This is a genomic window from Pseudomonas tolaasii NCPPB 2192, from assembly GCF_002813445.1.
Lineage (GTDB): Bacteria > Pseudomonadota > Gammaproteobacteria > Pseudomonadales > Pseudomonadaceae > Aquipseudomonas > Aquipseudomonas tolaasii.
This window is the reverse complement of sequence record NZ_PHHD01000001.1, coordinates 2,596,933-2,623,913: the sequence shown is the minus strand read 5'-3', so window position 1 is coordinate 2,623,913 and position 26,981 is coordinate 2,596,933. Positions and strand designations below refer to the sequence as shown.

At 62.1% G+C, this 26,981-nt stretch carries 23 protein-coding genes; 13 read left to right on the top strand and 10 right to left on the bottom strand.

Features of this window, described 5'->3' with window-relative positions; translation table 11 throughout:
• Positions 1 to 68: 68 nt before the first annotated feature.
• Together ATI14_RS12155 and ATI14_RS12150 are read left to right on the top strand one after the other, a co-directional pair.
• Positions 69 to 1,250, top strand: coding sequence for an MFS transporter (locus tag ATI14_RS12155; protein WP_016974214.1), 1,182 nt, complete (start codon positions 69 to 71; stop codon positions 1,248 to 1,250).
• Positions 1,247 to 1,648 carry a hypothetical protein gene (locus ATI14_RS12150; RefSeq protein ID WP_016974215.1) on the top strand — a complete coding sequence of 134 codons (402 nt, stop codon included), beginning with the start codon at positions 1,247 to 1,249 and terminating at the stop codon, positions 1,646 to 1,648. Before ATI14_RS12155 ends, ATI14_RS12150 begins: the two co-directional genes overlap by 4 nt.
• 119 nt (positions 1,649 to 1,767) lie before the next feature.
• On the opposite strand, the gene ATI14_RS12145 is transcribed toward ATI14_RS12150, so the two are convergent.
• The 4 genes from ATI14_RS12145 to ATI14_RS12130 are packed head-to-tail and all read right to left on the bottom strand — an operon-like array spanning position 1,768 to position 6,528.
• Positions 1,768 to 2,628 carry an efflux RND transporter periplasmic adaptor subunit gene (locus tag ATI14_RS12145; RefSeq protein WP_016974216.1) on the bottom strand — a complete coding sequence of 287 codons (861 nt, stop codon included), beginning with the start codon at positions 2,626 to 2,628 and terminating at the stop codon, positions 1,768 to 1,770.
• 10 nt (positions 2,629 to 2,638) lie between these two features.
• Positions 2,639 to 2,839, bottom strand: coding sequence for a DUF1656 domain-containing protein (locus tag ATI14_RS12140; protein WP_016974217.1), 201 nt, complete (start codon positions 2,837 to 2,839; stop codon positions 2,639 to 2,641).
• Positions 2,829 to 5,006 (bottom strand): FUSC family protein, encoded by a 2,178-nt coding sequence (locus ATI14_RS12135; protein ID WP_016974218.1) that lies wholly within the window; start codon positions 5,004 to 5,006, stop codon positions 2,829 to 2,831. Before ATI14_RS12135 ends, ATI14_RS12140 begins: the two co-directional genes overlap by 11 nt.
• 10 nt (positions 5,007 to 5,016) lie before the next feature.
• Complete coding sequence (locus ATI14_RS12130) at positions 5,017 to 6,528, bottom strand: efflux transporter outer membrane subunit (protein WP_080520116.1); 1,512 nt, start codon at positions 6,526 to 6,528, stop codon at positions 5,017 to 5,019.
• 182 nt (positions 6,529 to 6,710) lie between these two features.
• Between ATI14_RS12130 and ATI14_RS12125 the strand changes: the two genes are divergently transcribed.
• The 5 genes from ATI14_RS12125 (at position 6,711) to ATI14_RS12105 (ending at position 11,288) form a co-directional block, all read left to right on the top strand.
• Positions 6,711 to 7,679 carry a LysR family transcriptional regulator gene (locus ATI14_RS12125; protein ID WP_016974220.1) on the top strand — a complete coding sequence of 323 codons (969 nt, stop codon included), beginning with the start codon at positions 6,711 to 6,713 and terminating at the stop codon, positions 7,677 to 7,679.
• A 189-nt stretch (positions 7,680 to 7,868) separates the two neighbouring features.
• Complete coding sequence (locus ATI14_RS12120; protein ID WP_016974221.1) at positions 7,869 to 8,843, top strand: 2-hydroxyacid dehydrogenase; 975 nt, start codon at positions 7,869 to 7,871, stop codon at positions 8,841 to 8,843.
• A 204-nt stretch (positions 8,844 to 9,047) separates the two neighbouring features.
• On the top strand, positions 9,048 to 9,950 hold the full coding sequence (locus ATI14_RS12115; protein ID WP_016974222.1) for a chemotaxis protein CheV: 903 nt from the start codon (positions 9,048 to 9,050) through the stop codon (positions 9,948 to 9,950).
• A 3-nt stretch (positions 9,951 to 9,953) separates the two neighbouring features.
• The gene (locus ATI14_RS12110; protein WP_016974223.1) at positions 9,954 to 10,436 is read left to right on the top strand and encodes a GNAT family N-acetyltransferase; all 483 of its coding nucleotides are present in this window, start codon (positions 9,954 to 9,956) and stop codon (positions 10,434 to 10,436) included.
• Between the two features lie 108 nt (positions 10,437 to 10,544).
• Entirely contained in the window at positions 10,545 to 11,288 is a 744-nt protein-coding gene (locus ATI14_RS12105; protein WP_016974224.1) for a YkgJ family cysteine cluster protein, read from the top strand.
• 13 nt (positions 11,289 to 11,301) lie between these two features.
• On the opposite strand, the gene ATI14_RS12100 is transcribed toward ATI14_RS12105, so the two are convergent.
• Together ATI14_RS12100 and ATI14_RS12095 are read right to left on the bottom strand one after the other, a co-directional pair.
• On the bottom strand, positions 11,302 to 12,084 hold the full coding sequence (locus tag ATI14_RS12100; RefSeq protein WP_016974225.1) for a transporter substrate-binding domain-containing protein: 783 nt from the start codon (positions 12,082 to 12,084) through the stop codon (positions 11,302 to 11,304).
• A gap of 163 nt (positions 12,085 to 12,247) precedes the next feature.
• On the bottom strand, positions 12,248 to 12,481 hold the full coding sequence (locus ATI14_RS12095; RefSeq protein WP_016974226.1) for a hypothetical protein: 234 nt from the start codon (positions 12,479 to 12,481) through the stop codon (positions 12,248 to 12,250).
• A 213-nt stretch (positions 12,482 to 12,694) separates the two neighbouring features.
• Between ATI14_RS12095 and ATI14_RS12090 the strand changes: the two genes are divergently transcribed.
• The 6 genes from ATI14_RS12090 (at position 12,695) to ATI14_RS12065 (ending at position 22,375) form a co-directional block, all read left to right on the top strand.
• A complete protein-coding gene (locus tag ATI14_RS12090) occupies positions 12,695 to 13,861 on the top strand; it encodes an efflux RND transporter periplasmic adaptor subunit (protein ID WP_080520115.1) in 1,167 nt (388 codons plus the stop codon).
• Entirely contained in the window at positions 13,858 to 16,953 is a 3,096-nt protein-coding gene (locus ATI14_RS12085; RefSeq protein WP_016974227.1) for a multidrug efflux RND transporter permease subunit, read from the top strand. Before ATI14_RS12090 ends, ATI14_RS12085 begins: the two co-directional genes overlap by 4 nt.
• Before the next feature lie 31 nt (positions 16,954 to 16,984).
• Positions 16,985 to 17,662 (top strand): heavy metal response regulator transcription factor, encoded by a 678-nt coding sequence (locus ATI14_RS12080; RefSeq protein ID WP_016974228.1) that lies wholly within the window; start codon positions 16,985 to 16,987, stop codon positions 17,660 to 17,662.
• On the top strand, positions 17,652 to 19,016 hold the full coding sequence (locus tag ATI14_RS12075; protein WP_016974229.1) for a heavy metal sensor histidine kinase: 1,365 nt from the start codon (positions 17,652 to 17,654) through the stop codon (positions 19,014 to 19,016). The genes ATI14_RS12080 and ATI14_RS12075 overlap by 11 nt, the downstream gene beginning before the upstream one ends.
• A 386-nt stretch (positions 19,017 to 19,402) precedes the next feature.
• Positions 19,403 to 20,725: an OprD family porin gene (locus ATI14_RS12070; protein WP_016974230.1), complete on the top strand. Its 1,323-nt coding sequence runs from the start codon at positions 19,403 to 19,405 to the stop codon at positions 20,723 to 20,725.
• Positions 20,726 to 20,875: 150 nt separating this feature from the next.
• Positions 20,876 to 22,375: a diguanylate cyclase gene (locus ATI14_RS12065; RefSeq protein WP_016974231.1), complete on the top strand. Its 1,500-nt coding sequence runs from the start codon at positions 20,876 to 20,878 to the stop codon at positions 22,373 to 22,375.
• Positions 22,376 to 22,543: 168 nt separating this feature from the next.
• Here ATI14_RS12065 and lpxC read toward each other — a convergent pair whose 3' ends face one another.
• The 4 genes from lpxC to ATI14_RS12045 form a co-directional block, all read right to left on the bottom strand.
• A complete protein-coding gene (lpxC, locus tag ATI14_RS12060) occupies positions 22,544 to 23,455 on the bottom strand; it encodes a UDP-3-O-acyl-N-acetylglucosamine deacetylase (protein ID WP_003171886.1) in 912 nt (303 codons plus the stop codon).
• A 112-nt stretch (positions 23,456 to 23,567) separates the two neighbouring features.
• Positions 23,568 to 24,764: a cell division protein FtsZ gene (ftsZ, locus tag ATI14_RS12055; protein ID WP_016974232.1), complete on the bottom strand. Its 1,197-nt coding sequence runs from the start codon at positions 24,762 to 24,764 to the stop codon at positions 23,568 to 23,570.
• A 66-nt stretch (positions 24,765 to 24,830) separates the two neighbouring features.
• Positions 24,831 to 26,096, bottom strand: a complete 1,266-nt coding sequence (gene ftsA / locus ATI14_RS12050; protein WP_016974233.1) for a cell division protein FtsA — start codon at positions 26,094 to 26,096, stop codon at positions 24,831 to 24,833.
• A 15-nt stretch (positions 26,097 to 26,111) separates the two neighbouring features.
• Positions 26,112 to 26,981 (bottom strand): cell division protein FtsQ/DivIB, encoded by an 870-nt coding sequence (locus ATI14_RS12045; RefSeq protein ID WP_016974234.1) that lies wholly within the window; start codon positions 26,979 to 26,981, stop codon positions 26,112 to 26,114.

Sequence of the window (26,981 nt, the reverse complement as noted above, 5' to 3'; positions counted from 1 at the left end):
AGAACCACCGTATCCCAAACGTCGCCGCGCGCCTACCCTGCTCGCTTAGCCCGCAGGATCACCCTTCGATGACCTACCCCACAAAAGTCGCCTGGATTTTTTTACTCGGCTTCGCCCTCGACCTGGTGAACATGTTTGTCGCCACCGTGGCCTACCCGGAAATCGCCCGCGAGCTGCACGCCTCGGTCACGCAACTGGCCTGGATCAGCAACGCGTACATGCTTGGCCTCACGCTGATTATTCCGTTAAGCGTGTGGTTAGCGGCGATCATGGGCGAGCGCCGGCTGATTGGGGCGAGTCTGTTGTTATTCGCGGGCGCATCACTGATGGTCGGCCAGGCCGCTTCGATCCAAGCGCTGATCAGTTGGCGCGCGGTACAAGGGTTGGGAGGCGGTTTGTTGATCCCCGTGGGTCAGGCGATGGCTTATCGTCACTTTCCAGCGTCGCAACGCAGCCATCTGACGGCACGGGTGATGTCGGTGGCGCTGCTGGTGCCGGCGTTGTCTCCGGCGCTGGGCGGGTTAATTGTCGACAGCGTGTCCTGGCGCTGGATCTTCTACGCCAACCTGCCGCTGGCGCTGTTCACGTTGCTGCTGGGGATGCTGTGGATAAAACCCGATGTGCCCGCGAGCGTGCGCCCCGACCTGGATCTGGTCGGCATTTTCGATCAAGCCCGCAGCTCGATGCTGCGCCTGGCAATGCTGGTCTACCTGTTCATTCCTGGTGTTTTCATCGGCACCAGCCTGATCGCCATCCTCTACCTGCGCGGCCTGGGCTACGACGCTACGCGCACCGGCGCCTTGATGTTGCCGTGGGCGCTGGCGTCGGCACTGGCGATCTTCCTCAGCAAGAAACTGTTCAACCGCTGCGGCCCAAAACCCTTGCTGCTGGCCGGCATGGCGTTGCAATGCATCGGCATCCTGTTGCTCAACACTGCCTTGATCATTCCCGCTTACCTGCTGATGGGCCTGGGCGGCAGCCTGTGCAGCAGCACCGCGCAAACCCTGGCATTTCTCGACATTCGCGCCGAGCGCATGGGCCACGCCAGCGCCCTGTGGAACATCAACCGGCAAATCAGCTTCTGCCTGGGCGCCGCCGTGCTCAGCGCGTTGCTGTCGGCCTTGGATTCCTTCGCCATAACCTTCACGATAGCCGCAGCCCTGACACTGCTGCCCCTTTTTGCAGTGCTGCGCCTGGACGCCTCCAGAGTACGGACACTGCTTCACCCCGCCAGCGAGCCACACCCATGATTGATTACAGCGATTTTTTTGAGGAAGTGATCCAGACCCACGTCGAGATCGAACAGTGGTTTGCCGGGGTTGCGCCTGAAGGCACCTTGCAGAACCTGCTCGCGCGTTTTTCGCCGGAGTTCAGCATGGTCGCCCCCGCCACCGGTGCACGGGTGAACGCCGCCGGGGTTAACGCCCTGTTCACACGCCTGGGCGGCATGCGCCCGGGGTTGAAAATCACCTTGAGCGAAATGACCGGGATCGACCGGCATGCGCGCGGGGCCACGGTGACCTACCGCGAACATCAGATTGATGACAGCGGTACGCAGACCGACCGGCGCGCCACGGTGGTGTTCGAGAAGCAGGCCAGCGGCGCGCTGCTGTGGCGCCATCTGCACGAAACCTTCATCAAGGCCTGAGGCGGTCAAAAAATGTGGGCGCTGGCTTGCCTGCGATAGCGGTGGGTCAGCTACAAATACTTCAACTGACAGCCCGCAATCGCAGGCAAGCCAGCTCCCACACGAGCCTGCTCCTGCAGTTAGATTGGTGTGGGGTTGACGATCACGGTGCACGTGATGCCCGCCGCCAACAGCACGCCCTGCGGCACTTCATCAATGTGGATCCGCACCGGCACCCGCTGGGCCAGGCGCACCCAGTTGAACGTCGGGTTCACGTCGGCAATCAGTTCGCGGCTTTCGGGGTTGTCGCGGTCGTAGATGCCGCGCGAGATGCTTTCCACATGGCCCTTCAAGGTCTCGCCGCTCATCAACTGCATATCGGCTTTGTCGCCGACGTTCACGTGGGGCAATTTGGTTTCTTCGAAGAAGCCGTAGACCCAGAATGAATTCATGTCGACCACGGCCATCTTGGCTTCGCCGATGCGCGCGTAGTCACCGCGATGCACATTCAGGTTGGTGACGTAGCCGTCGACCGCCGCCACAACCTGCGTGCGTTTAAGGTTCAGCTCTGCCGCTTCCAGTTGCGCCAGCGCGTGCTGGTAATCAGCCAGGGCTGCGTCGGCGATGTTGCTGGCGTCGTCGCGGTTTTCCCTGGAGATCACCAGCGCATCCAGGTCGGCGCGGCGGTGGGCGTTGACCTTGCGCATTTCCCAGGTGGCTTTGCGTGAAGCCACCAGCGACTGGGCTTGTTTGACGGCGATGCGGTAGTGCTCGGGGTCGATCTGCATCAGCAGGTCACCCTTTTTCACCAACTGGTTGTCACGCACCGGCACGTCGACCACAACACCTGTGACGTCGGCGGCCACATTGATGATGTCGGCGCGAACGCGGCCATCGCGGGTCCACGGGGTATCCATGTAGTGCACCCACAGCGTACGGCCAATCCAGATCGCCAGAGCCAGTACCAGCAAGGTGGCGAGCAGGCTGAAAAACTTTTTCATCGGGGCATTCTCAACGGTAGACGGTCAGCGCCAGCGCGCCGAACAGGCAAACGAACAGGCTCAGGCGCAACAACGCCGGGTGCCAGAAAAAACGGTACAGGTCGAACCCGGCCAGGCAACGGTCCAGCGCCCAGGCAAGCGCGGCTGCGATCAGAAACATCAGGGTCATGGTCGGCATGTACACGCCGTGGAAGGCGATTTCACGGGGCATGCGGGGCTCCTTTGAGGGCCGCCAGTGGCGATTGCGGGTCGAGCAACGAGGTGCGGATAAAGTGCAGGTAGCTCTTCACCCGGCGCAGGGCCGAGGTGTCGAAGTGTGGGGCGAAGGGTTCGTCGGTGGCCTGCACGCGGCTGATCGCGTGGTCCACGGCAATCAGACCGCGCTCCAGGTTGCTCGCGCTGGGCTGCAGGAATAGCCGCACCAGCGAACGGCCCATCACGCGGATCGCCTGACGCCACGGCTGGGACTCGGCATACGCCGGGTGCACCGGCAGAATCGCCTGTTCCTTGCGCAACTCGATAATCGCGTGCCCGACCTCCAGCACCACGAACATCCAGCGCAGCAGGTCGCGCTGCACCTGCGGCTGGCCGACGGCAAGGCCGTAAGCCTGGTGCAGCAAGTCGCGCGTGCGGCTTTCAAAACCCGACGCCAGCCCCTTGAGTTTGCCGCTGATGGCGTACACCACCTGCTCACGCAGATCCTGCTCCAGGCGACGCCACAGCCAGCGGCTGTTGGGCGGCAAAATGATCGCCCCGGCCGCCGCGCACACCAGCATGCCGATGACCATGGCGATGTAGTCGTTGATAAAGGTGTAAGGGTTGTAGACCGTCAGGTTATCCGGCACCGAGCCGGTGCTGAAAAAGATCAGCAGCCCCACGCCGACACCCGCGTACTGTGGGCGTGAAGCCAGGAAGGCACCGAAGACGATCACCGGCGCAAGCATGACGCACAGCAGCGGGAAGCCATCGATCCACGGGAACACGAAGAACATTTCGACAAAGCCCACCAACGCGCCAATCAACGTACCGCACGCCATCTGGAAAGCCATGCGTTTCGGGTTGGGAGTGGCGGCGGACAGGCCCACGGTGGCGGCGGCGATCAGGGTCATGGTGGCGCCGCTGGGCCACGCAGTGGCCACCCAATAACTGCCGAGCACGATCAGGATAAACGAGGCGCGAATGCCTGAAGCGGCGCAGGCCAGCCAGTTGGTCTTGGGAGTAAAGGTCTCGTCCCACTGTTCACGCTCGTGACGGTGGTCGGCCAGCGATGCGTGGGTCTGCGCGTAGTTGTGCAGGTCGTCGACGAAGCGGTACAGCAGCTCGTAGGCGGTGTGAAAATCCAGTTGTTCGGCTTCGGTGGGCTCGCCGTCCTGAAAGGTCACGCGCAGGGCACGCACCGTGGCGGGCAAGCCGTCCTTGTAAGTGCTCAGCTGTGCCACCAGCCGCGCGGCGTCGGGGCTGGTGAGCGCGCGACCGGAGAAGCCGTCGAGCAGCTCGGCCAGGTCGTGCAAGCCGGGCTTGATCGCGGCGACAACATGATCCGCCGCATCGGCGCGCAGGCGTTCAAGCAACTGGTGCAACGCGTTGAAACGCGTGGTTGCGCTCATGAACTCGCTGTTCAAGCGACTGAGCCGGCCATTGCGCCGGCGCATGTGCGGGTCCTCGAACACAGTGAGGCTGCGCAACCCTTCCAGGCCTACGGCTTCGGCGATAAAGCGCACGTTAGTGGCCTCGAAGCCCTCACGCTGACTGCGCCCGCGCAGGCCATCGGTAACGAACAGCGCGAATACGCCAAAACGCTGATACAACGCGTTGCGCATCGCGGCGCTGGAGGTTTGCGGCAGGATCGCGGCGCTGACCAGCGTGGAGCAGAGAATCCCCAGAGAGATTTCCAGCACACGCCACACCGCCGCCATAAAGGCACCGTCCGGGTGCGCCAGCGCCGGCAAGCCGACCATCGCCGCCGTGTAGCCCGCCAGCACAAAACCGTAGGCGCGAAAGTTGCGGTTACGCGTCGCACCGGCCGTGCAAATGCCCACCCAGATCGCCAGAGCGCCGAGAAACAGCTCGGTGTTCTGCGCAAACAAAGCGATCAGAAACACCATCACCGCCGACCCCGCCAGGGTGCCGAGGAACCGATAAAAGCTTTTGGCGAACACCTGGCCGCTTTGCGGTTGCATCACGATAAACACGGTGATCATCGCCGTGCGCGGTTGCGGCAACTCCAGGCGCATGGCCAGCCACAGCGTGAGGAACGCCGCGATCAGCACCTTGAAGATATACACCCAGGTCACGCCGTCACTGCGTGCCCAGTCGAAGAAACCACGGCGCCACTCAAGGGAATGCAGCCAGCGCAGCGGTGCAGGCAAGGAAGTCATGAAAACCTGCTCAGTGATCCAGCACGGCCAGCGCCGCCGGGGTCTTGCTCGGGAGGGTCTTGGTGTCCTGCGGCACGTCGTTGCCAGCAGCGAGGCCACCGCCTAATGCCGTGACCAGCTCGGCATGGGCACTCAGGCGCGCGGCCTGCACCTGCTGCTCGATTTGCTGCTGGCGAAACAGCAGGGTCTGCGCGTTCAGCACGTTGAGGTAATCAGTGAGGCCGCGTTGGTAGGCGATCATCGCGATGTCGTAGGTTTTCTGCGCCGAGGCCACGGACTGCACGGCGAAGGCTGACTGTTTGTCCATGGATTCGCGGCGGATCAACTGGTCGCTGATGCCCTTGAGCGCGTTGACCAGCGTCTGGTTGTAGCGGGCGACCGCGATGTCATAACCCGCGCTGGCCTCGCCCAGTTCTGCGCGCAAACGGCCGCCGTCGAAAATCGGCAAGGTGATCGCCGGCCCCACGTTGTAGTTGAATTTCTTGCCCGCCAGAAACTCCAGCATGCCGCCGCCCGTGGCCACGTAGCCGAGGCTGCCGACCAAATCGACATTGGGGTAAAAACCGGCATGGGCCACGTCAATGCCACGGGCTTGCGCCGCCACCTGCCAGCGGCTGGCGACCACGTCCGGGCGCTGGCCGAGCAATTGCGCGGGCAGGCTCGACGGCAATTTCAGCGGCGCAGCCAGGGACAAGCTCGGGCGTTGCAATTGTGCGCCCTCCCCCGGGCCTTTGCCCGCAAGGGCCGCCAGCTGATTGCGGCTCAGGGCGATTTCTTCGTCGAGGGCGTCGAGTTGGCGATGGGTTTCCGGCAGTGGGGTTTCAGCCTGGCTCACGTCGAAATGCGTGCCGATCCCGGCGTTCAGGCGCTTGTTGGCCAGGTCCAGAATCTGCTGTTGCTGGGCCAGGGTGGCGGCGACGATGTCGCGGCTGGCGTAGTGCAACGACAGCTGGATGTAGGCGCGCACCACGTTGTTTTGCAGTTCGAGCTGGGCCTGGCGCGCCTCGGCGGCGCTCATGTGGGCCAGGTCCACGGCGCGCTCGGTGGCGTTACTTTCGCGACCCCAAAGGTCGAGGGCGTAACTTAAGCCCAGGGACGCATTGTTGTCCCAGGTGGTGGCGCCGCTCAGCTCGCCGGGGCCGTAGAACTGATCCTTTGGCCAGCTGTGGCGCTTGAGGGTGGTGTCGCCGTTGACCTGCAATGACTCAGCCGACTCGGCCACGCCAGCCAGTGCCCGCGCCTGGCGCACCCGCGCGGCAGCCATGGCCAGGCTCGGGCTGTTTTGCGTGGCCAGGTCGACCCAGTGGTTCAGTTGCGGGTCGCCGTAGGCTTGCCACCACTGCGCGCTGGGCCAGTGGGCGTCGCTGGCGGCGCTCCGGATCGCTTCGTCGGTGGCCAGTTGGTTGGCGTTGAAGGCGTGCCCCTGGGGGGCGATTCCTCCGGTTCCGATGCAGCCGCTGATTGCTAACGAAAAGGCCCAAACACTGAGAGCTTTTAGCTCTCTGCTGATGCGACGCGGCACGGCGGACGAATTCCTGAGAGGGTGATGCGGGAAAGGTGGCGCAATTCTAGGGGGCGCAACGGAGGACGATAAGCTGGCATTCCTGTGAATCTTTGTTACCGTTCAGGCGATAATCCGTTGGTAGGGATCACTGGACGGCGTAACTTTCTGTCACAATTTGTTATCTCCCCTGAGAACACTCCATGGACACTTTGCAAAACATGCGCGCCTTCAGTTGCGTGGCCGAAGCCGGCAGCTTCACCGCCGCCGCCGTGCAACTGGACACCACCACGGCCAATGTCTCGCGCGCGGTCTCCAACCTTGAGGCCCACCTGCAAACCCGCCTGCTCAACCGCACCACCCGCCGCATCGCGCTGACCGAAGCCGGCAAGCGCTATTTGCTGCGCTGCGAGCAGATCCTGGCCTACGTCGAAGAAGCCGAAGCTGAAGCCAGCGACGCCCACGCGCGCCCCGCCGGGCAATTGAAAGTGCACACCATGACCGGCATCGGCCAGCATTTCGTGATCGACGCAATCGCCCGCTACCGCCGAACCCATCCCGACGTGACTTTCGACCTGACCCTGGCCAACCGCGTGCCGGACCTGCTCGACGAGGGCTACGACGTGTCCATCGTGCTCGCCAGCGAACTGCCGGATTCGGGGTTCGTTTCGCAACGGTTGGGCATCACCTACAGCATCGCCTGCGCCTCGCCGGATTACGTCAAGGCCAAAGGCTGCGCGCAACGCCCGCGGGATTTGCTCAACCACGCCTGCCTGCGCCTGGTGAGCCCGGTGGTTCAGTTGGATAAATGGACGTTCAACGGCCCCGAAGGCCAGGAAAGCGTGGCGATCAATACCTCGCCCTTTCTGGTCAATTCAGCCGATGCCATGAAAACCGCGATCACCAGCGGCATGGGTGTCGGCCTGCTGCCGGTGTACGCCGCCATTGAAGGCCTGCGCAACGGCACGCTCGTGCGGGTAATGCCCACCTACCGCTCGCAGGAGCTGAACCTGTACGCCATCTACCCATCGCGCCAGTACCTGGACGCGAAGATCAAGACCTGGGTGGAATACCTGCGCGGTTCGTTGCCGGAGATTCTGGCCGCCCATCAGGCAGAGCTGGCGGCGTATGAACTGAGTGGCGGTTTGGGTGGCAGCCGCCTGGCGAACTGATTTTTATCCGACAACCGAGTCCTCCTGTGGGAGCTGGCTTGCCTGCGATAGCGGTGGGTCAGCCACACAGGCTTCAACTGATAGTCCGCTATCGCAGGCAAGCCAGCTCCCACAGTTGTCCCCTGCCCACTTGAGCTGAGCTATGTTAGGTTGCCTCGCATTCTCCCGTAGTCGATGAGCCCGCCTGCAATGATAAAGACTGTCCTCGCCTTCAGCCGTGTCACCCCGCAAATGATCGAACGCCTGCAACAGGATTTCGAGGTGATTTCGCCCGATCCCAAGCGCGGGGACATCAATGCCCAATTCAATGAGGCCCTGCCCCATGCCCACGGTCTGATCGGCGTGGGCCGCAAGCTGGGCCGCGCGCAGCTTGAGGGCGCGGGCAAACTGGAAGTGGTCTCCAGCGTGTCGGTGGGCTACGACAACTACGATGTGCCGTACTTCAACGAGCGCGGCATCATGCTCACCAACACCCCCGACGTGCTCACCGAAAGCACCGCCGACCTGGCTTTCGCCCTGCTCATGAGCAGCGCGCGCCGCGTGGCCGAGCTGGACGCCTGGACCAAGGCCGGCCAGTGGAAAGCCAGTGTCGGCGCGCCCTTGTTCGGCTGCGATGTACATGGCAAGACGCTGGGCATCGTCGGCATGGGCAATATCGGCGCCGCCGTGGCCCGCCGTGGGCGCCTGGGGTTCAACATGCCGATCCTGTACAGCGGCAACAGCCGCAAGACTGAGCTGGAACAAGCGCTGGGCGCGCAGTTCCGCAGCCTGGACCAACTGCTGGCCGAGGCGGACTTCGTCTGCCTGGTGGTGCCGTTGAGTGAAAAAACCCGGCACCTGATCAGCACCCGCGAGCTGGGGCTGATGAAATCCAGTGCCATCCTGATCAACATTTCCCGTGGCCCGGTGGTGGATGAACCGGCGCTGATCGAAGCCCTGCAAACCGGGCGCATTCGCGGGGCCGGGCTGGATGTGTATGAGCAGGAGCCGCTGGCCGAATCGCCGCTGTTCCAGCTGAGCAACGCCGTGACCCTGCCGCACATCGGCTCGGCCACCAGCGAAACCCGCGAGGCCATGGCCAACCGCGCCCTGGACAACCTGCGCAGCGCCTTGCTGGGCCAGCGCCCGCAGGACCTGGTGAACCCGCAGGTCTGGAAGGGCTGACCCTCACAGTGGGCGGGCACTTGTGTGGGAGCTGGCTTGCCTGCGATAGCATCAACTCGGTGCAACTGCGAGACCGAGGCGCTTGCATCGCAGGCAAGCCAGCTCCCACAGAAGCACCGACCCCACAGAAAACCCGGTTAAAGCCTGGCGCCCTCAAGTCGATAACCTTCCATAGATGTCATCCCTGATCCACAGAAGGTTTTTATGTCCACCACCAAAGCCCGCGCAGATTCACTCTCGCTTCTGCTCTTTACCTTGCGCAGCGGCAAGCTGATGGCGATCAACCTGCTGAAGGTCAGTGAAATCATTCCTTGCCCGCCGCTGACGAGGCTTCCCGAGTCCCACCCGCACGTCAAAGGCATCGCCACGTTACGCGGGGCTTCGCTGTCGGTGATCGACCTCAGCCGTGCCCTGGGTGAAATGCCCCTGCAAGATCCGGACGGCGGCTGCCTGATCGTGACCGATGTCAGCCGCTCCAAGCAGGGTTTGCATGTGCAGGCGGTGAGCAAGATCGTGCACTGCCTGACCACCGACATTCGCCCGCCACCCTATGGCTCCGGCGGCAACCGCGCGTTTATCACCGGCGTGACCCAGGTCGAGGGCGGGCTGGTGCAGGTACTGGATATCGAAAAAGTCATCCACGGCATTGCCCCCGCGCCGATTGAAGCGGCGCCTACCGACCTGACCATGGAAGAAGCTGAAGTGCTGGGCAACGCGCGCATTCTGGTGGTGGACGACAGCCAGGTGGCGTTGCAGCAATCGGTGCATACCTTGCGCAACCTCGGCCTGACCTGCCACACCGCCCGCAGCGCCAAGGACGCCATCGACGTGCTGCTGGAGCTGCAAGGCACCGCCGAGCAGATCAACGTGGTGGTGTCGGACATCGAGATGTCCGAGATGGACGGCTACGCCCTCACCCGCACCCTGCGTGAAACCCCGGATTTCCAGCACCTCTACGTGTTGCTGCACACCTCGCTGGACAGCGCGATGAACAGCGAAAAAGCCCGCCTGGCAGGGGCGGATGCGGTGCTTACCAAGTTTTCCTCGCCGGAGCTGACCAAGTGCCTGGTCGTCGCCGCGCAAACCGTGGCGCAAAAGGGTCTGTAAGGGTTGGCCGAGTACTTTCAGCTGCTGCGCCGCGACCTCACCGGCAGCCTTCCGGCACCGCAGTGGCCAGCGAACATCCGGCTGGATCATTACCGTGATGAACTGGCCCCGGCCATTCACGCGGTGCTGGCCATGACCCGGGAACAGGGGGGTGGGCGTGTCGCCGGCCTGGAGGAGTGGCGCCGCCAGTTTGTCACCGATGCCGAATTCGACCCCAGGCTGTGCCTGATCGCCAGTAACACCGAGGGTATTCTTGGCGTGGCCCAGTGCTGGACCAGCGCCTTCATCAAGAACCTTTCCATCCACCCTTGCGCCCAGGGCCAGGGGTTGGGGCGCGCTTTGCTGCTGCACACGTTCCAGGTGTTCAAACAACGCGGCGAGCCTTGTGTGGACCTCAAAGTGCGGGAAAGCAACCTGCGCGCCCGGCAATTGTATGAAAGCGCAGGGATGGTCTTTGTCCTGCGGGATGTGGTTCCCGAAGACTGACTGCCACTGGCGCATAACTTGCTTCCAGAGAGCCCCAGCGGTGGACAGAGGTAAAAACCCGTCACCGTTTATGAGCGCCCTCTGACCTTGCCTGGTGACAGAACCTCCATGAATACTCATTTTTCCTGCGTGGGATGCGGCAAATGCTGCTCCGACCACCACGTCCCCCTGACCCTCGCAGAAGCCCGCCAGTGGGCGGCAGACGGGGGTAATGTCATCGTTTTGATCGAAGGTTTCCTTCCCAACGGCCTGGGCTTGCCCGTGCAACAACGCGAACACGCCGAGCGCCGGTCGGTGGTGGTGCCGAGCGGCAATACCGAGGCGTTTGTGGCAATCACCTTTGCCGCTTACAACGCCGGGCGTTGCCGCAATCTTGACGCAGACAACCGCTGTGGCATTTATGAGCGCCGCCCGCTGGTGTGTCGCATCTACCCCATGGAGATCAACCCGCACATCCCGCTCAACCCGGGCGCCAAGGACTGCCCGCAGGAATCCTGGGAACAGGGGCCGGCGTTGATCGTCGGTGGCGAGTTGATGGACGCGGAACTCGCCGAGCTGATCCACCGCTCACGCCAGGCCGATCGCGATGACGTGCAAACCAAGGAAGCGGTGTGCGCCGCTCTCGGCATTCGCACCACGGCGCTCAAGGGTGACGGGTTTACCGCCTACCTGCCGGACATGAACGCTTTTGCCCAGGCCATCGACTGGGCGGTTGACCAGCCGTCCGTGGCCAATGAATGGGTGTTTCATGTGTCCGGCATCGAGATCGCCGAGCAAGTGCTGGAGGCCGGTGCGCAGATTGCCACCGAAGTGCCGGCCAATTATGCGTTTATCCCCCTGCGTGCGGCCTGAAACTCAAAAAGGGTCATGGGCTGGAGGGCGGTTCGTCCAGCCGATAGGGTTGCAGAATCCGTTGGTACTCGCCGTTCTGTATCAGTTGTTTCAGCGCGAGGTTTAGCGTATTGCGCAACGTGACGTCGGGCTTGCGCACCGCGATGGCAACGCCGTCGCCCAATAAATCGGCGGAAACGGCAGGGCCCAGGAAATCAAAATCCTGGCCACTGGCGGTGTCGAGCAAGGCCCGACGGATCTCCACCGTACCTTGAAGCGTCGCATCAATCTGGCCTGCCACCAGGCTGCGCGTCAGTTCGTCGTTGAGCCAGAAGCTCTTGACGATAACGCCCGCCGGCGCCCATTTCGACTGCACGAACGCCTCCCGATTGCTGCCCAGCAGCACCCCAACCCGCTTGCCCTTGAGCGAACGGGCCGTGGGCAACAAACCTGAGTTTTTGCGCGCCACCAGGCGGGTGGTGAACGGGTAGAGGTTGTCGGTGAAGTTCACCGACTGGCGCCGTTTTGAGGTGGGCGCAATGCCCATGATCGCATCGAATTGGCGGGCATCCAGCGCGGCAAAACTTTCGACAAGCACCTGATCGACCCAGGTGCAGCGCACCTTGAGTTGTTGGCACAGGGCGTTGCCCAAGTCGATGTTGAGCCCCACCAACTGGCCTTGCTCGTTGCGGCTTTGAAAGGGAGGAAACTGCGCGGCGACAGCAAAACGGATTTCATCGCGCGGTGGTTCAACGAGCGCCGCGGCGTCCATCGAGAGAAACAGGGCAAACACTGCACACAGGCGTATCAGGACCACGGGGGACGTCCTTTTCCGGAAAGTTCAGCCTCACTGCGCGCCCACACACTATCCGGGGCGCAACGAGTGCCGTGCAGCTTTCAAGAAGCGGACGTAGACCCACAAGCGGAAAAGTCAGCAGCCTTTGTAGGCAGTGACTGACGTTGCGCGTCGAAGGTTAATCTCAGCGTTTACCCATCGAGCGACGAGTGCCCGGCGGTGCCATGCCTGGCGTCTTGGTGTGACCATTTTTGGCGCCGCCCTTGTACCAGGGCTGGCTGGCATGCTTGGCCCCGGCCAGCTCACCCGGCTTGAACGGAAACTTGAACGCCGGGATCCCGGCTTTTTCAACGCTTTCAGCGCTGGCCGGATCGACGAGGTCGGCCGCTTCAACAGGGGGTTGTGTCGGGGAAGTCATGAAAGCTCCGGGGGCGTACAGGAAATGAGGCGCGACCGTCTTGCGGGCCACGCAGGCGCGCAGTATACCTGCGCCCTTCGGATCTTTAACCACCGCTTGTAGGAACGACAGGACTTAACTGACAGCGCCGTCAGATAGCGGTCACTGTGCTGACCGGATCGGCGCGTTATAAAGAGCCTCCATCCTTCCCACCCCTTGCCCGGCGCCTCACCCATGCTCATTCAACGAAAAACCGCCCTCACCGTGGGTGTCCTCGTGGTCGTGGCCATCGCAGCCTGGGCGTTGACCCGGCCGGCCAAGACCAAACTGGCGGCGCCTACTGCAATCCCGGTGCGGGTGGTGAGCGTTGCGCAGCAAGATATTCCGCGTTTTGTCAGCGGCATCGGCTCGGTGCTGTCGTTGCACAGCGTGGTGATCCGCCCGCAGATCGACGGCATTCTCACCAAACTGCTGGTCAAGGAAGGGCAACTGGTCAAGACCGGCGACCTGCTGGCAACCATCGATGACCGCTCGATCCGCGCCAGCCTCGACCAGGCCAAGGCGCAGTTGGGCGAAAGCCAGGCGCAGCTGCAAGTGGCGCTGGTCAACCTCAAGCGCTACAAGGAACTGAGTATTGACGACGGCGTGTCGAAGCAGACCTATGACCAGCAACAAGCCCTGGTCAACCAGCTCAAGGCCACCGCGCAAGGCAATCAGGCGGCCATCGACTCGGCTCAAGTACAACTTTCCTACACGCAGATTCGCTCTCCCGTCACCGGTCGCGTCGGTATTCGCAGCGTGGATGAAGGTAACTTCCTGCGCATGAGCGATACCCAGGGTCTGTTTTCAGTCACCCAGATCGACCCGATTGCCGTCGAGTTCTCGCTGCCGCAACAGATGTTGCCGACCCTGCAAGGCCTGATCGCCGCGCCTGAACGCGCCAGCGTCGACGCCTACCAGGGTGCCGACACCGACGGCCAGACCGGCGACCTGCTCGGCGCCGGCCACCTGAGCTTGATCGACAATCAGATCAGTTCCACCACCGGTACCCTGCGCGCCAAGGCTGAATTCAACAACGCCTCGCAACGCCTGTGGCCGGGGCAACTGGTGACCATCAAGATCCAGACCGCCCTCGACAAAAATGCGCTCACCGTGCCGCCGACCGTGGTGCAACGCGGGCTCGACTCGCACTTTGTGTACCGGGTCAATGGCGACAAGGTCGAAATCGTACCGGTGCAAGTGGCCTATCAAGACAGCGATGTGAACATCATCAAGGGCGTGAACGCCGGGGACGTGCTGGTCAGCGATGGCCAGTCGCGGCTCAAGGCCGGCGCCCAGGTGGAAGTGCTCAAGGAACCGCCGCAAGTGATCCAGACCGTTGACGCCAAGGTGCAGCCATGAGCGGCAGCCGTTCGCCGTCAGCCTGGTGCGTCGATCACCCGGTTGCCACCCTGCTGCTGACCTTCGCGCTGGTTCTGCTCGGGATGATTGCCTTCCCGCGTTTGGCCGTCGCCCCACTGCCTGAGGCGGAATTTCCTACCATTCAGGTTACCGCCACCTTGCCCGGCGCCAGCCCGGACACCATGGCCTCATCCGTGGCCACGCCGCTGGAGGTGCAATTCAGCGCCATCCCCGGCATGACCCAGATGACCTCCAGCAGCGCCCTGGGCTCCAGCCTGCTGACCTTGCAGTTCACCCTCAACAAAAGCATCGACACCGCCGCGCAGGAAGTGCAGGCGGCGATCAACACTGCGTCGGGCAAGCTACCCAGCGACATGCCGAGCCTGCCGACCTGGAAGAAAGTCAACCCGGCCGACAGCCCGGTGCTGATCCTCAGCGTCAGCTCCGACACCATGCCCAGCACCGAGCTGAGCGACTACGTGGAAACCCTGCTGGCGCGCCAGATCAGCCAGATCGACGGCGTGGGCCAGATCAACATCACCGGCCAGCAGCGCCCGGCTATTCGCGTGCAGGCTTCGCCGGATAAACTCGCGGCCATTGGCCTGACCCTCGCCGACGTGCGCGTGGCCATCCAGCAATCGAGCCTGAACCTGGCCAAGGGTGCAATCTACGGCGAGAACAGCGTGTCGACCCTGTCGACCAACGACCAGTTGTTTCACCCGGACGAATACGGCCGGTTGATTGTTTCCTACAAGAACGGCGCCCCGGTTCAACTGCGCGATATCGCCAAAGTCATCAATGGTTCGGAAAACGCCTACGTGCAGGCCTGGTCCGGCGACACACCCGGCGTCAACCTGGTGATTTCACGCCAGCCCGGCGCGAATATCGTCGAGACCGTAGACCGCATTCAGGCCGAGCTGCCGCGCCTGGAAGGCATGCTGCCGGCGTCGGTGAAGGTCAGCGTGTTGACCGACCGCACCAAGACCATCCGCGCCTCACTGCATGAAGTGGAAGTGACCCTGCTGATCGCGATCCTGCTGGTGGTCGCGGTGATGGCGCTGTTCCTGCGCCAACTGTCGGCGACGATGATCGTGTCCAGCGTGCTCGGCGTGTCGCTGGTGGCCAGTTTTGCGCTGATGTACCTGCTGGGTTTCAGCCTGAACAACCTGACGCTGGTGGCGATCGTGATCGCCGTGGGCTTTGTGGTGGACGACGCCATCGTGGTGGTGGAGAACATTCACCGTCACCTTGAGGCCGGGCTCAACAAGCGCGACGCGGCGATCAAAGGCTCCGGCGAAATCGGTTTCACCGTGGTGTCCATCAGCTTCTCGCTGGTGGCGGCGTTTATTCCGCTGCTGTTCATGGGCGGCGTGGTCGGGCGGTTGTTCAAGGAGTTTGCGCTGACGGCCACCTCGACCATCCTGATTTCAGTGGTGGTCTCGCTGACCCTGGCACCCACCCTGGCGGCCCTGTTCATGCGCGCGCCGACTCATCACGCCCACGACAAGCCCGGCTTCAGCGAACGCCTGCTGGCCGGCTACGCGCGCAACCTGCGCCGCGCGCTGGCCCACCAACGCACCATGGCCGGGATTTTCGTGCTGACCCTGGCGCTGGCCGTGGTCGGCTATGTGTTTATCCCCAAGGGTTTCTTTCCGGTGCAAGACACCGGTTTTGTACTCGGCACCAGCGAGGCGGCGGCGGACGTGTCGTACCCGGACATGGTCGCCAAACACAAAGCCCTGGCCGAGATCATCAAGGACGACCCGGCGGTGGAAGCGTTTTCCCACTCGGTGGGCGTGACCGGCAGCAACCAGACCATCGCCAACGGCCGCTTCTGGATCGCCTTGAAAGATCGCGGTGACCGCGATGTGTCCGCCAGCCAGTTCATCGACCGCATTCGCCCGAAACTGGCGAAGGTGCCGGGCATTGTGCTGTACCTGCGCGCCGGGCAAGACATCAACCTCAGCTCCGGCCCGAGCCGCGCCCAGTATCAATACGTGCTCAAGAGCAACGACGGCCCGACGCTGAACACCTGGACCCAGCGCCTGACGGAAAAACTGCGCGCCAACCCGGCCTTCCGCGACCTGTCCAACGATTTGCAACTGGGCGGCAGCATCACCCACATCAGCATCGACCGCCAGGCCGCCGCGCGTTTCGGTTTGACCGCCACCGACGTTGACCAGGCGTTGTATGACGCGTTCGGCCAGCGCCAGATCAACGAATTCCAGACCGAGATCAACCAGTACCAAGTGGTGCTGGAGCTCGACAGCCAGCAACGCGGCAAAGCCGAGAGCCTGAACTACTTCTACCTGCGCTCGCCGTTGACCGGTGAAATGGTGCCGCTGTCGGCACTGGCCAAGGTTGATCCGCCGACCGTGGGCCCCTTGTCCATCAGCCATGACGGCATGTTCCCGGCCGCCAACCTGTCGTTCAACCTGGCGCCCGGCGTGGCATTGGGCGATGCGGTGATCATGCTCAATCAGGCGAAAAACGAAATCGGCATGCCGGCCACCATGATCGGTACCTTCCAGGGCGCGGCCCAGGCGTTCCAGAGTTCGCTGGCCAGCCAGCCGTGGCTGATCCTCGCGGCGCTGGTGGCGGTCTACATTATTCTGGGTGTGCTGTACGAGAGTTTTGTGCACCCGCTGACGATCATCTCCACCCTGCCCTCGGCAGGTCTGGGCGCGCTGATCATGCTGTGGTTGCTCGGCCAGGACTTTTCGATCATGGCGTTGATCGGCCTGGTGTTGCTGATCGGCATCGTGAAGAAGAACGGCATTCTGATGATCGACTTCGCACTGGAGGCCCAGCGGGTGCGGGGCTTGCCGCCCGAAGAAGCGATTTATGAAGCCTGCGTCACGCGGTTCCGGCCGATCATCATGACCACACTGGCTGCGTTGCTCGGTGCGGTCCCCCTGATGCTGGGCTCCGGCCCCGGCGCAGAATTGCGCCAGCCGCTGGGTATTGCGGTGGTCGGCGGGCTGCTGGTGAGCCAGGCGCTGACGCTGTTCACCACGCCGGTCATATACTTGTACCTTGAAAAGTTTTTCCACAGGCCCAAACCAGCGCTGGCGCTGGCGACCACACATTAAGGCTGAGGCCCCCGTCCTGGAAAAAAGGCTCATGCGCGTCCTGATTATTGAAGATGAAGAAAAAACCGCGGACTACCTGCACCGCGGCCTGACGGAACAGGGCTACACCGTCGATGTGGCGCGCGAAGGCGTGGAAGGTTTGCACCTGGCGCTGGAGAACGATTACGCAGTGATCGTGCTCGACGTGATGCTGCCGGGCCTCGACGGCTTCGGTGTGCTGCGTGCCCTGCGCGCGCGCAAGCAGACGCCGGTGATCATGCTCACCGCCCGCGAGCGCGTGGAAGACCGCATCCGTGGCCTGCGTGAAGGCGCCGATGATTACCTGGGCAAACCGTTTTCGTTCCTGGAACTGGTGGCACGCTTGCAGGCATTGACCCGCCGCAGCGGCGGCCACGAACCGGTGCAGGTGACCGTGGCCGACCTGTGGATCGACCTGATCAGCCGCAAAGCCAGCCGCAACGGCGTGCGCCTGGACCTGACCGCCAAGGAATTTTCGCTGCTCAGCGTGCTCGCGCGGCGCCAGGGCGAAATCCTCTCCAAGACGGCGATTGCGGAGATGGTCTGGGACATCAATTTCGACAGCGACGCCAACGTGGTGGAAGTGGCGATCAAACGCCTGCGCGCCAAGCTCGACGGGCCGTTCGACACCAAGCTGTTGCACACCATTCGCGGCATGGGTTACGTGCTGGAGAACCGCAGTGTCGGCTAACTCCATCGCCCTGCGCCTGAGTGGCATGTTCACACTGGTGGCGCTGCTGATCTTCGTGTTGATCGGCGGCGCGTTGTACCAGCAAGTGGACCGGGGCCTGGGTTTGTTGCCGGGCGCCGAACTGGATGCGCGTTACAGCGTGCTCGAGTCATCGGTGAACCGCTTCGGCACGCCGGACCACTGGGCGAAAATCACCGCCAAGCTCAAGCTGCTGGGTGAAGAAGACAAGCGCATCCGGTTCTGGGTAGTCAGCAGCGATCCGAACTACGAATACGGCAACCCCGATGCACAGATCCGCGCCTTTGCCGAGGGGCCGACGGGCAAGCGCGACTTGCGTCTGCCGGGGCATGAATACCCGTTCAAGGTATTGGTGAGCCAGTTTGCGGCGAAGGAACAGCGCCCGCCCCTGCGTTTCATGATCGCCATCGACACCGAGAATTTCCGCGCGACCCAGCACCAATTGCTGGTGGCGTTGATCGGCCTGGCTTTTGTCGGCGTGGCGCTGGCGGCTTTGCTGGGCTTCTGGGTATCGCGCATCGGCCTCAAACCGCTGGGCAAGCTCTCGGATGAAGCGCAGAAACTGGCGCCGCCGAAACTGTCCGGGCGGCTGCAATTGTCGCCGCTGCCACCGGAGCTGAGCCAGTTCGTCAACTCGTTCAATTCCACGCTGGATCGGGTTGAACAGGCCTATTCACGCCTGGAATCCTTCAACGCCGACGTGGCCCACGAACTGCGCTCGCCCCTGACCAACCTGATCGGCCAGACCCAGGTCGCACTCACACGCGGACGATCAGCCGAGCATTACTTCGAGGTGCTGCAATCGAATCTTGAAGAGCTGGAACGCTTGCGCTCGATCATCAACGACATGCTGTTCCTCGCCAGCGCCGACCAGGGCAGCAAGGCCACCAAGCTGATCGAAAGCTCCCTGGCCGATGAAGTAGCGACCACCCTCGATTACCTCGATTTCATCCTTGAAGACGCCCAGGTCAAGGTAAGCGTGCGCGGCGATGCCATGGTGCACATCGAAAAGGCCCACCTGCGCCGCGCGCTCATCAATCTGCTGAGTAACGCGGTGCAGCACACCGCGCCTGGGCGGCTGATCGAAGTGAACATTGAAGCGCAGGAACATCAGGTCTCCATCGGGGTGACCAACCCTGGCGACGAGATTGCCAGCGAGCACCTGCCACGGTTGTTCGAGCGCTTCTACCGGGTGGATGCTTCGCGCAGTAACAGTGGCGCGAACCATGGGCTGGGGCTGGCCATCGTCAAGGCGATTGCGCTGATGCATGGCGGGGATGTGTTTGTGCGCAGTGAAGGTGGCGGCAATACGTTTGGCATTACCCTGCCCGTCTAGGCACTCCGATGATCGTTCCCACGCTCCGCGTGGGAATGCAGCAGGGGACGCTCCGCGTCCCAAAGCGTGACGCAGAGCGTCACAAGAGGCATTCCCACGCGGAGCATGGGAACGATCAACCCGCGCCAACTGTTGCGGTTTGGGCAACAGTCATTATCTTGTTACACTCTATCTCGCACCGCTCGCCTGCGTTACTTTGACGCACCGATGAGCGCGACGGCAAGACAGCTTCCCGCTTACACGAATTTCCCTCGACTTATTTCCAGGGCTCTACACTGGGAATCTGTTTAAAGCCGCTGACTTCAGCGGCTTTTTTTTGCCGTAAAAAAGGCCGGGCACACCCCCACGACACTGGCCGTTCAAGATTGACCAAAGGAGCTCCACCGGTGAAGAACTCGCTGACGTTCACCCCGTTATTTCTCGCGATAGCAGCAACGATCACCCCGCTCGCCCATGCGGCAGACACCTCCTCCGCCGACGGTTTCGTCGAAGGCTCCAGCCTCAAGATCAACACCCGCAACTACTACATGAACCGCGACCGTCGCGACATTCACACCGATGACAGCAAGGAGTGGGGCCAGGGTTTCATCGGCACTTTTGAGTCCGGCTACACCCAGGGCACCGTCGGTTTCGGCCTGGACGTGAACGCCATGCTCGGCCTCAAACTCGACGGCGGTGGCGGCACCGACGGTTCCAGCATCCTTCCTTACGGCAGTGGCAACGGCAAAGCGCCCGGCTCGTTTTCAACGGCTGGCGGCACCTTGAAAATGCGCGCGTTCGACACCGAACTGAAAGCCGGCGACCTGTTCCTTAATAACCCGGTGATCGCCGGTGGCATGACCCGCATGTTGCCGCAGACCTTCCGTGGCGTGAGCCTGACCAACCACAGCGTTGACGGCTGGTTGATCGAAGGTGGCCAGGCCAGCTTCACCAAGCTGTACAACCAAAGCGGCCACCGCCGCATCGGCACCAGTTATGGCGCGCTGCCGGATCACGCCGAGCCACAGCATTTGAACTGGGCCGGCGTGTCGTTCAGCGGCGTCGCGGGGTTGACCAGCAACCTGTACGCGTCCGAGCTGAAGGACGTGTGGCACCAGTACTACTACGATCTGGATTACACCTACGCGCTCAACGACCTCGTGAGCCTCAACCCCGGCGTGCACTACTACCACACCCAGGACACCGGCCGGTCGCTGCTGGGCAGCATCGATAACAATACCTACAGCCTGCATTTCACCGTGGGCGTGGGCAACCACAGCGTTACCGCCGCTTACCAGCGGGTCAACGGCAACACGCCTTTCGACTACATCACCCAGGGCGACAGCGTGTACCTGGACAATTCCCAGCAATACTCGGATTTCAACGGCCCCAACGAGCGCTCGTGGAAACTCAAGTACGCCTATGACTTCGCGGGCCTCGGCGTGCCCGGCCTGACAGGCGCCGTGTCCTACATCAGCGGCAAGACCGACCTGACCAAAGTCGACCCCAACAGCCGTGGCTACAGCGCCTGGTACAGTGCCGATGGAAAAGACGCCAGGCACTGGGAACGGGACATCGACCTCAAATACGTGGTGCAGGGCGGCAAGGCCAAGAATTTGGCCGTGCGCCTGCAGTGGGCCACCAACCGGGGTGGAAACGGTTATTCGGCGGTAGACCGGGATGTGGATGAGTACCGTGTGATCGTGGATTACCCGATCGACGTGTTCTAACGCGATGTGGGAGCTGGCGTGCCTGCGATGGCGATAGTCCAGATATGACCCAGCGGGCAGGTGCATCGCTATCGCAGGCAAGCCAGCTCCCACACTAATTCTGCGTTTGCCTACTAAGCTATGGGCATCCTCGAAACAGAAGTCAGCACGATGAGCCCGAGCCTGCCTCGCCCCACACGTCGCCCGGAACGCTTGCTGATCACAGGAAGCGTGCTTGCGGTGCTGGTGATCGTCACCATCGTCACCGCGCTGCTGATTCGTGAACGCGCCAACACCTTGCAAACGGCCAAACGCACGGCGAACAACATCACTCAATTGATCGATGCCGACGTGCTGCGCAACGTCGAGTTGTACGACATGACCCTCAAGGGCTTGATCGCGGCCACCGAGCGCAATGATTTGCACAGCGTCTCAGCCAGCATTCGTCACTTGATACTGTTCGACCGCTCCACCGCTGCACCGTACAAAGGCGACATCCTGCTGCTGGACGCCCAAGGCGAAGTGATCGCGGACTCCTCGCTGCTCACGCCCAAAACCGGCAACTTTGCCGACCGCGACTATTTCCAGATACACCGCACCCACCCGGAAATCGGCTTGTATATCAGCCGACCGTTCACGGCGCGCTGCGTGTGTGATGACCCGTGGCGAATTGCATTCAGCCGCCGGGTGTCTGCACCGGACGGGCGTTTTCAGGGCGTAGCGGTGGCTTCAATGCGTTTGTCTTACTTTCATCAGTTGTTCAGCGGGCTGAATATTGGCCGTAACAGCACCATCAACCTGATCAATCAGCAGGGCATTCTGCTCGCGCAGGAACCGCTGCTGGAAGTGGACATGATCGACAAGGACCTGAGCCAGCGTCCGAATGTGGCGCGCATGCTCAAGGAACACGACGGCAGCTTTGAAGGCATTTCCAGCGTGGATAGCCAGGCGCGGCTGTACAGCTTTTCTACCGTAGGCAACCTGCCGTTGGTGGTTGCGGTGGCGCTGTCTGCCGATGAAGTGTTTGCGCCTTGGAGACGTGCCGCCATTCTGGTCAGCCTGGCGACGGGCGTGCTGTGCGCGGGCCTGCTGTGGCTGACATGGATGCTGAGTCACGAATTGCGCCGCCGCCATCACGCCGAACAAGTGCTGTCAGAACTTGCTGCCACCGACCCGCTCACCGGGCTGGCCAACCGACGCACGCTCGACCAGCGCCTGCGCCTGGAATGGGACCGCGCGCAGCGCTCCACCGAACCGCTGACGGTGCTGATGATCGACGTGGACCACTTCAAGGCCTTCAACGATCGCCATGGCCACCACGGCGGCGACGAGGCCTTGCGCCAGGTGGCACACGTCATCGATGAAAACATTCGGCGCCCCGCAGATTTGGCGGCGCGTTATGGCGGGGAAGAGTTTGCGGTGGTGCTGCCGGTTACCGACGCCAGAGGCGCCTGGGTGATTGCCGAACACATTCGCTGCAGCGTCGAGCGCCTGCCGCGGATGGCGGGTGATGCTCAGCCGATTACGGTGAGCATTGGCATGAGCACCTGGAGCAAGCGCAGCCGTGTGTCATTGGAGGCGCTGTTGTTGAGTGCTGACCAGGCCTTGTATGAGGCCAAGCACACCGGGCGTAACCGGATTGTGGATGCAGCTACGCAACAGAGCCTGTGAACCCAATCACTGTGGGAGCTGGCTTGCCTGCGATAGCGACGGTGGATTCAACACCGCCATCGCAGCAAGCCAGCTCCCACATTTGAACAGCGGCGCACACGAATCAGCAGGCATAAAAAAAGGCCACCCGAAGGCAGCCTTTCAAAACGAAAGAAAGAGAGTTGTTACTTACACCGCCGCAACGGGACGCATGTAAGAGATCGGTGCGGTGCTGGCATCTTCGAAGGTCACGACTTCCCAAGCGTCTGTTTGCTCAATCAACTTGCGCAGCAGCTGGTTGTTAAGGGCGTGGCCCGACTTGAAGCCTTTGAACTCGCCTATCAGGCTATTGCCCAGCAGGTAGAGGTCACCGATTGCATCGAGGATCTTGTGCTTCACGAATTCGTCTTCGTAGCGAAGGCCGTCTTCGTTCAGTACACCATCCGCGTCGACCACGATGGCGTTTTCAACGCTGCCGCCGAGTGCGAGGTTGTGCTTGCGCAGGTACTCGATGTCACTCATGAAACCAAAGGTACGGGCGCGGCTGACTTCTTTTACGAACGAAGTGCTGGAAAAATCCACGCTTGCACTTTGTGTGCGGTCACGGAATACCGGGTGATCGAAATCGATCTCAAAGCTCACTTTAAAGCCTTCGAACGGGACGAAGGTGGCGCGCTTGTCGCCGTCTTCTACTGTCACTTCCCGCAGAATGCGAATGAACTTCTTGGCTGCGTCCTGTTCTTCCAGGCCGGCAGATTGAATCAAGAATACGAAGGGGCCAGCGCTGCCATCCATGATCGGGACTTCGGACGCGGAGAGCTCGACGTAGGCGTTATCGATGCCCAGACCGGCCATGGCCGAGAGCAAGTGCTCCACCGTGTCCACTTTCACGTCACCGTTGACCAACGTGGTCGACATCGTGGTTTCGCCAACATTTTCCGCGCGAGCAGGAATCTGCACCACAGGGTCCAGGTCGGCACGAACAAACACGATGCCGGTGTCGACAGGTGCGGGCTTGAGGGTCAGGTATACCTTCTCCCCGGAGTGCAGACCTACACCTGTGGCACGGATAATATTCTTCAGGGTGCGTTGTTTAATCATGGCTTGGACCGCTTCAGCGCAAATTGCGAACTGGTATCAACAAAGGCTGGCGATAATAACAGACCAGACCTTTGCTGAACACCAATCACCTTCATAGCCCTGATACATTCCATTAATCGGCCTGACGACGCAGGAATGCCGGGATGTCCAGGTAGTCCAGATCATCTTGCGGATTCAGGCTACGGGACGCCGCAGCACCGGCCTGAGCCTGGTTGCGCATCACGGTCGGACGGTCCAGGTCACGGTAGTTCACAGACGGCAGTTCCTGGCGCGCAGGCGCTGGAGCGGCCGCTTGCTGGCTGGCCTGGCTGTTGTGCAGGGTGTTGTCGATGACCTTCACAGGCTTCTCGATTTTCGCACCCAGGCCGGTCGCAACCACGGTCACGTGCAGCTCGTCGCGCATGTCCGGATCGATAACGGTACCGACTTTGACCATCGCGTGCTCGGAAGCGAAGGCTTCGATGATGCTACCCACGTCGGAGTACTCACCCAGGGACAGGTCAGGGCCGGCGGTGATGTTCACCAGAATGCCGCGTGCGCCTTGCAGGTTCACGTCTTCCAGCAACGGGTTGCGGATGGCCGCTTCAGTGGCTTCACGTGCACGGTTCGGACCGCTGGCGCAGCCGGTGCCCATCATCGCCATGCCCATTTCGCTCATCACGGTGCGCACGTCGGCGAAGTCGACGTTGATCATGCCCGGGCGCTTGATGATGTCGGAGATACCGCGAACGGCACCGGCCAGTACATCGTCAGCCTTGGCGAATGCGGACAGCAGGCTCGCGTCCTTGCCCAGGATGGTCAGCAGCTTCTCGTTGGGAATGGTGATCAACGAGTCGACGCTTTCAGACAGCAGACGGATACCTTCGTCGGCGATCTGCATGCGCTTGCGACCTTCGAACGGGAACGGACGCGTCACGACAGCGACGGTCAGAATTCCCATTTCCTTGGCCACTTCGGCAATGATCGGGGCTGCACCGGTACCGGTACCGCCGCCCATGCCGGTGGTGATGAACACCATGTTGGTGCCTTGCAGCACTTCGGCGATACGCTCGCGGTCTTCCAGGGCGGCTTGACGGCCGACTTCCGGGTTGGCGCCGGCGCCGAGGCCTTTGGTCACCGCGGTGCCCAGTTGCAGGATGGTCCGCGCGCCGATGCTTTTCAGCGCCTGGGCATCAGTGTTGGCGCAGATGAATTCAACGCCTTCAATGTTGCTCTTGACCATGTGGTTGACAGCGTTGCCGCCGCCACCGCCGACACCGATTACTTTGATAACCGGGCTTGCGGGGATGTTGTCTACGAGTTCGAACATGTTCCCTCTCCTTTCGTTTTCTCTAGTTTTTTCGCCTACTGCTTGCTTCGGTGTTGCGGTAAATCTTTAGAAATTGCCTTTGACCCAAGCCTGCAAGCGCTCGAACAACGGCGCCTTGGCTTCGTCATCGCCGCCGCGGTAGCTGTCACGCACGCTTGGGCCCGACAGGGAAATGCCATCGGTCTGCTTCTGCAGCCCGTACAACAGCAAGCCCACGCCGGTGGAATAAATCGGGTTGCGCACCACGTCGCCCAGGCCTTTGACGCCATGGGGTACACCCAGGCGAACCGGCATGTGGAAGATTTCCTCGGCCAGCTCGACCGCGCCTTCCATTTTCGAGGTGCCACCGGTCAACACGATGCCGGCCGGGATCAAATCTTCGTAACCGCTGCGGCGCAGTTCAGCCTGAATCAGGGTGAACAGCTCGTCGTAACGCGGCTCGACCACTTCGGCCAGGGCCTGACGCGACAGCTCGCGCGGTGGACGGTCGCCCACGCTTGGCACCTTGATGGTCTCGCCGGCACCGGCCAGCTTGGCCAGGGCGCAGGCATAGCGGATCTTGATTTCTTCGGCGTACTGGGTCGGTGTGCGCAGCGCCATGGCGATGTCGTTGGTCACCTGGTCACCGGCAATCGGGATCACGGCGGTGTGACGGATCGCACCCTCGGTGAAGATCGCGATGTCAGTGGTGCCGCCGCCGATGTCCACCAGGCACACGCCCAGCTCTTTTTCGTCGTCGGTCAGTACCGAGTAAGCAGAGGCCAACTGCTCAAGAATGATGTCGTCGATTTCCAGGCCGCAGCGGCGCACGCATTTTTCAATGTTCTGTGCGGCGTTGACGGCGCAGGTCACCACGTGAACCTTGGCTTCCAGGCGCACGCCCGACATGCCCAGCGGCTCACGCACGCCTTCCTGGTTGTCGATCACGTAGTCCTGCGGCAGGGTGTGCAGCACGCGCTGGTCAGCCGGAATCGCCACGGCCTGGGCGGCGTCGAGCACACGCTCAAGGTCGGCCGAGCTGACTTCACGGTCGCGAATCGCCACGATGCCGTGGGAGTTCAGACTGCGGATATGGTTGCCGGCCACGCCGACGAACGCCGAGTGGATCCGGCAACCGGCCATCAACTGCGCTTCTTCGATGGCGCGCTGGATCGATTGCACGGTGGACTCGATGTTCACCACCACGCCTTTCTTCAGGCCCCGGGACGGATGCGTGCCGATACCGACGATTTCGATAACGCCGTCTTCACCGACCTCGCCGACCAGCGCCACCACTTTGGAGGTGCCGATATCGAGACCGACGATCATTTTCCCGCTTTGCACGTTTGCCATGGGTCCTGCCTCTTCTTAATTCTTCGCGACAGCGGGTTTGGCTGTCGTCGGCGCAACTGGTTCACGCCAGCCGACGGCCAGGCCGTTGGCGTAACGCAGGTCGACGCTCGCAATGTTCGTAATCTGTTCTTTCAAGGTTTTTTCATAGATGGCAATAAAGCGGCGCATCTTCTCTACCAAGCGGTCGCGTCCCAGCAACAACTCGATACCCGGGCCGGAACTGCCTGCCCCGGTCGTCAAAAACCAGCTGCCCCGTTCACGCAGTTCCAGGCGTGCAATGGAGAAACCGAGCGGTCGCAGCATCTGGCTCAACGCCTGGTACTGCTGCATGACTTGCTGTTGCGCCCGCTGCGGCCCGAACAGCTGCGGCAGGTGTTCATAGTTCGCCAGCTCGCGCGGTGTAAACGCCTGGCCCTGGTTGTTCAACAGCGCGCCATCGCCCCAACGGGCAACCGGCAGTTGTTCTTCCAGGCGGATCGTTACCTGGTCCGGCCAGACGCGGCGCACTTCGGCGTGGGCGATCCACGGCATCTGTTCCAGCTCCGAGCGCATACCCGCCAGGTCGATGGTGAAGAAGCTCGCCGCCAGGTACGGCCCGATGCGCTGCTGCACCGCTTGCTGGCTGATATAACTTAAGTCGCCCTGCACGCTGATCTTGGTGATCGGCCGGTCGGCATACGGCAGCAGACGCTGGGCGCCCTCATAAGTGCCGAAACCCAACGCCACCAGCAGTACCGGCCAGAACAGCGCCTTGAGGAAACCAAAGTTGGCTTTCGGCAGGCGCGCCGACATCGGCTCTTTAGCCACCATCCGGCTGGCACCCCGTGGCACCGGCTTGCGGCTCGGTGCTGGCGGGGGCTGATGACGAAGCGATGCGCCGTTCAT

Bases quoted from the DNA above. Each gene is read 5' to 3' on its own strand.
- ATI14_RS12150 (WP_016974215.1), top strand. From the start codon at position 1,247: ATGATTGATTACAGCGATTTTTTTGAGGAAGTGATCCAGACCCACGTC.
- ATI14_RS12120 (WP_016974221.1), top strand. From the start codon at position 7,869: ATGATAAAGACTGTCCTCGCCTTCAGCCGTGTCACCCCGCAAATGATC.
- ATI14_RS12145 (WP_016974216.1), bottom strand. From the start codon at position 2,628: ATGAAAAAGTTTTTCAGCCTGCTCGCCACCTTGCTGGTACTGGCTCTG.
- ATI14_RS12105 (WP_016974224.1), top strand. From the start codon at position 10,545: ATGAATACTCATTTTTCCTGCGTGGGATGCGGCAAATGCTGCTCCGAC.
- ATI14_RS12085 (WP_016974227.1), top strand. From the start codon at position 13,858: ATGAGCGGCAGCCGTTCGCCGTCAGCCTGGTGCGTCGATCACCCGGTT.
- ATI14_RS12080 (WP_016974228.1), top strand. From the start codon at position 16,985: ATGCGCGTCCTGATTATTGAAGATGAAGAAAAAACCGCGGACTACCTG.
- ATI14_RS12155 (WP_016974214.1), top strand. From the start codon at position 69: ATGACCTACCCCACAAAAGTCGCCTGGATTTTTTTACTCGGCTTCGCC.
- ATI14_RS12135 (WP_016974218.1), bottom strand. From the start codon at position 5,006: ATGACTTCCTTGCCTGCACCGCTGCGCTGGCTGCATTCCCTTGAGTGG.
- ATI14_RS12090 (WP_080520115.1), top strand. From the start codon at position 12,695: ATGCTCATTCAACGAAAAACCGCCCTCACCGTGGGTGTCCTCGTGGTC.
- ftsZ (WP_016974232.1), bottom strand. From the start codon at position 24,764: ATGTTCGAACTCGTAGACAACATCCCCGCAAGCCCGGTTATCAAAGTA.
- ATI14_RS12125 (WP_016974220.1), top strand. From the start codon at position 6,711: ATGGACACTTTGCAAAACATGCGCGCCTTCAGTTGCGTGGCCGAAGCC.
- ATI14_RS12140 (WP_016974217.1), bottom strand. From the start codon at position 2,839: ATGCCCCGTGAAATCGCCTTCCACGGCGTGTACATGCCGACCATGACC.
- lpxC (WP_003171886.1), bottom strand. From the start codon at position 23,455: ATGATTAAACAACGCACCCTGAAGAATATTATCCGTGCCACAGGTGTA.
- ATI14_RS12065 (WP_016974231.1), top strand. From the start codon at position 20,876: ATGAGCCCGAGCCTGCCTCGCCCCACACGTCGCCCGGAACGCTTGCTG.
- ATI14_RS12045 (WP_016974234.1), bottom strand. From the start codon at position 26,981: ATGAACGGCGCATCGCTTCGTCATCAGCCCCCGCCAGCACCGAGCCGC.
- ftsA (WP_016974233.1), bottom strand. From the start codon at position 26,096: ATGGCAAACGTGCAAAGCGGGAAAATGATCGTCGGTCTCGATATCGGC.
- ATI14_RS12115 (WP_016974222.1), top strand. From the start codon at position 9,048: ATGTCCACCACCAAAGCCCGCGCAGATTCACTCTCGCTTCTGCTCTTT.
- ATI14_RS12095 (WP_016974226.1), bottom strand. From the start codon at position 12,481: ATGACTTCCCCGACACAACCCCCTGTTGAAGCGGCCGACCTCGTCGAT.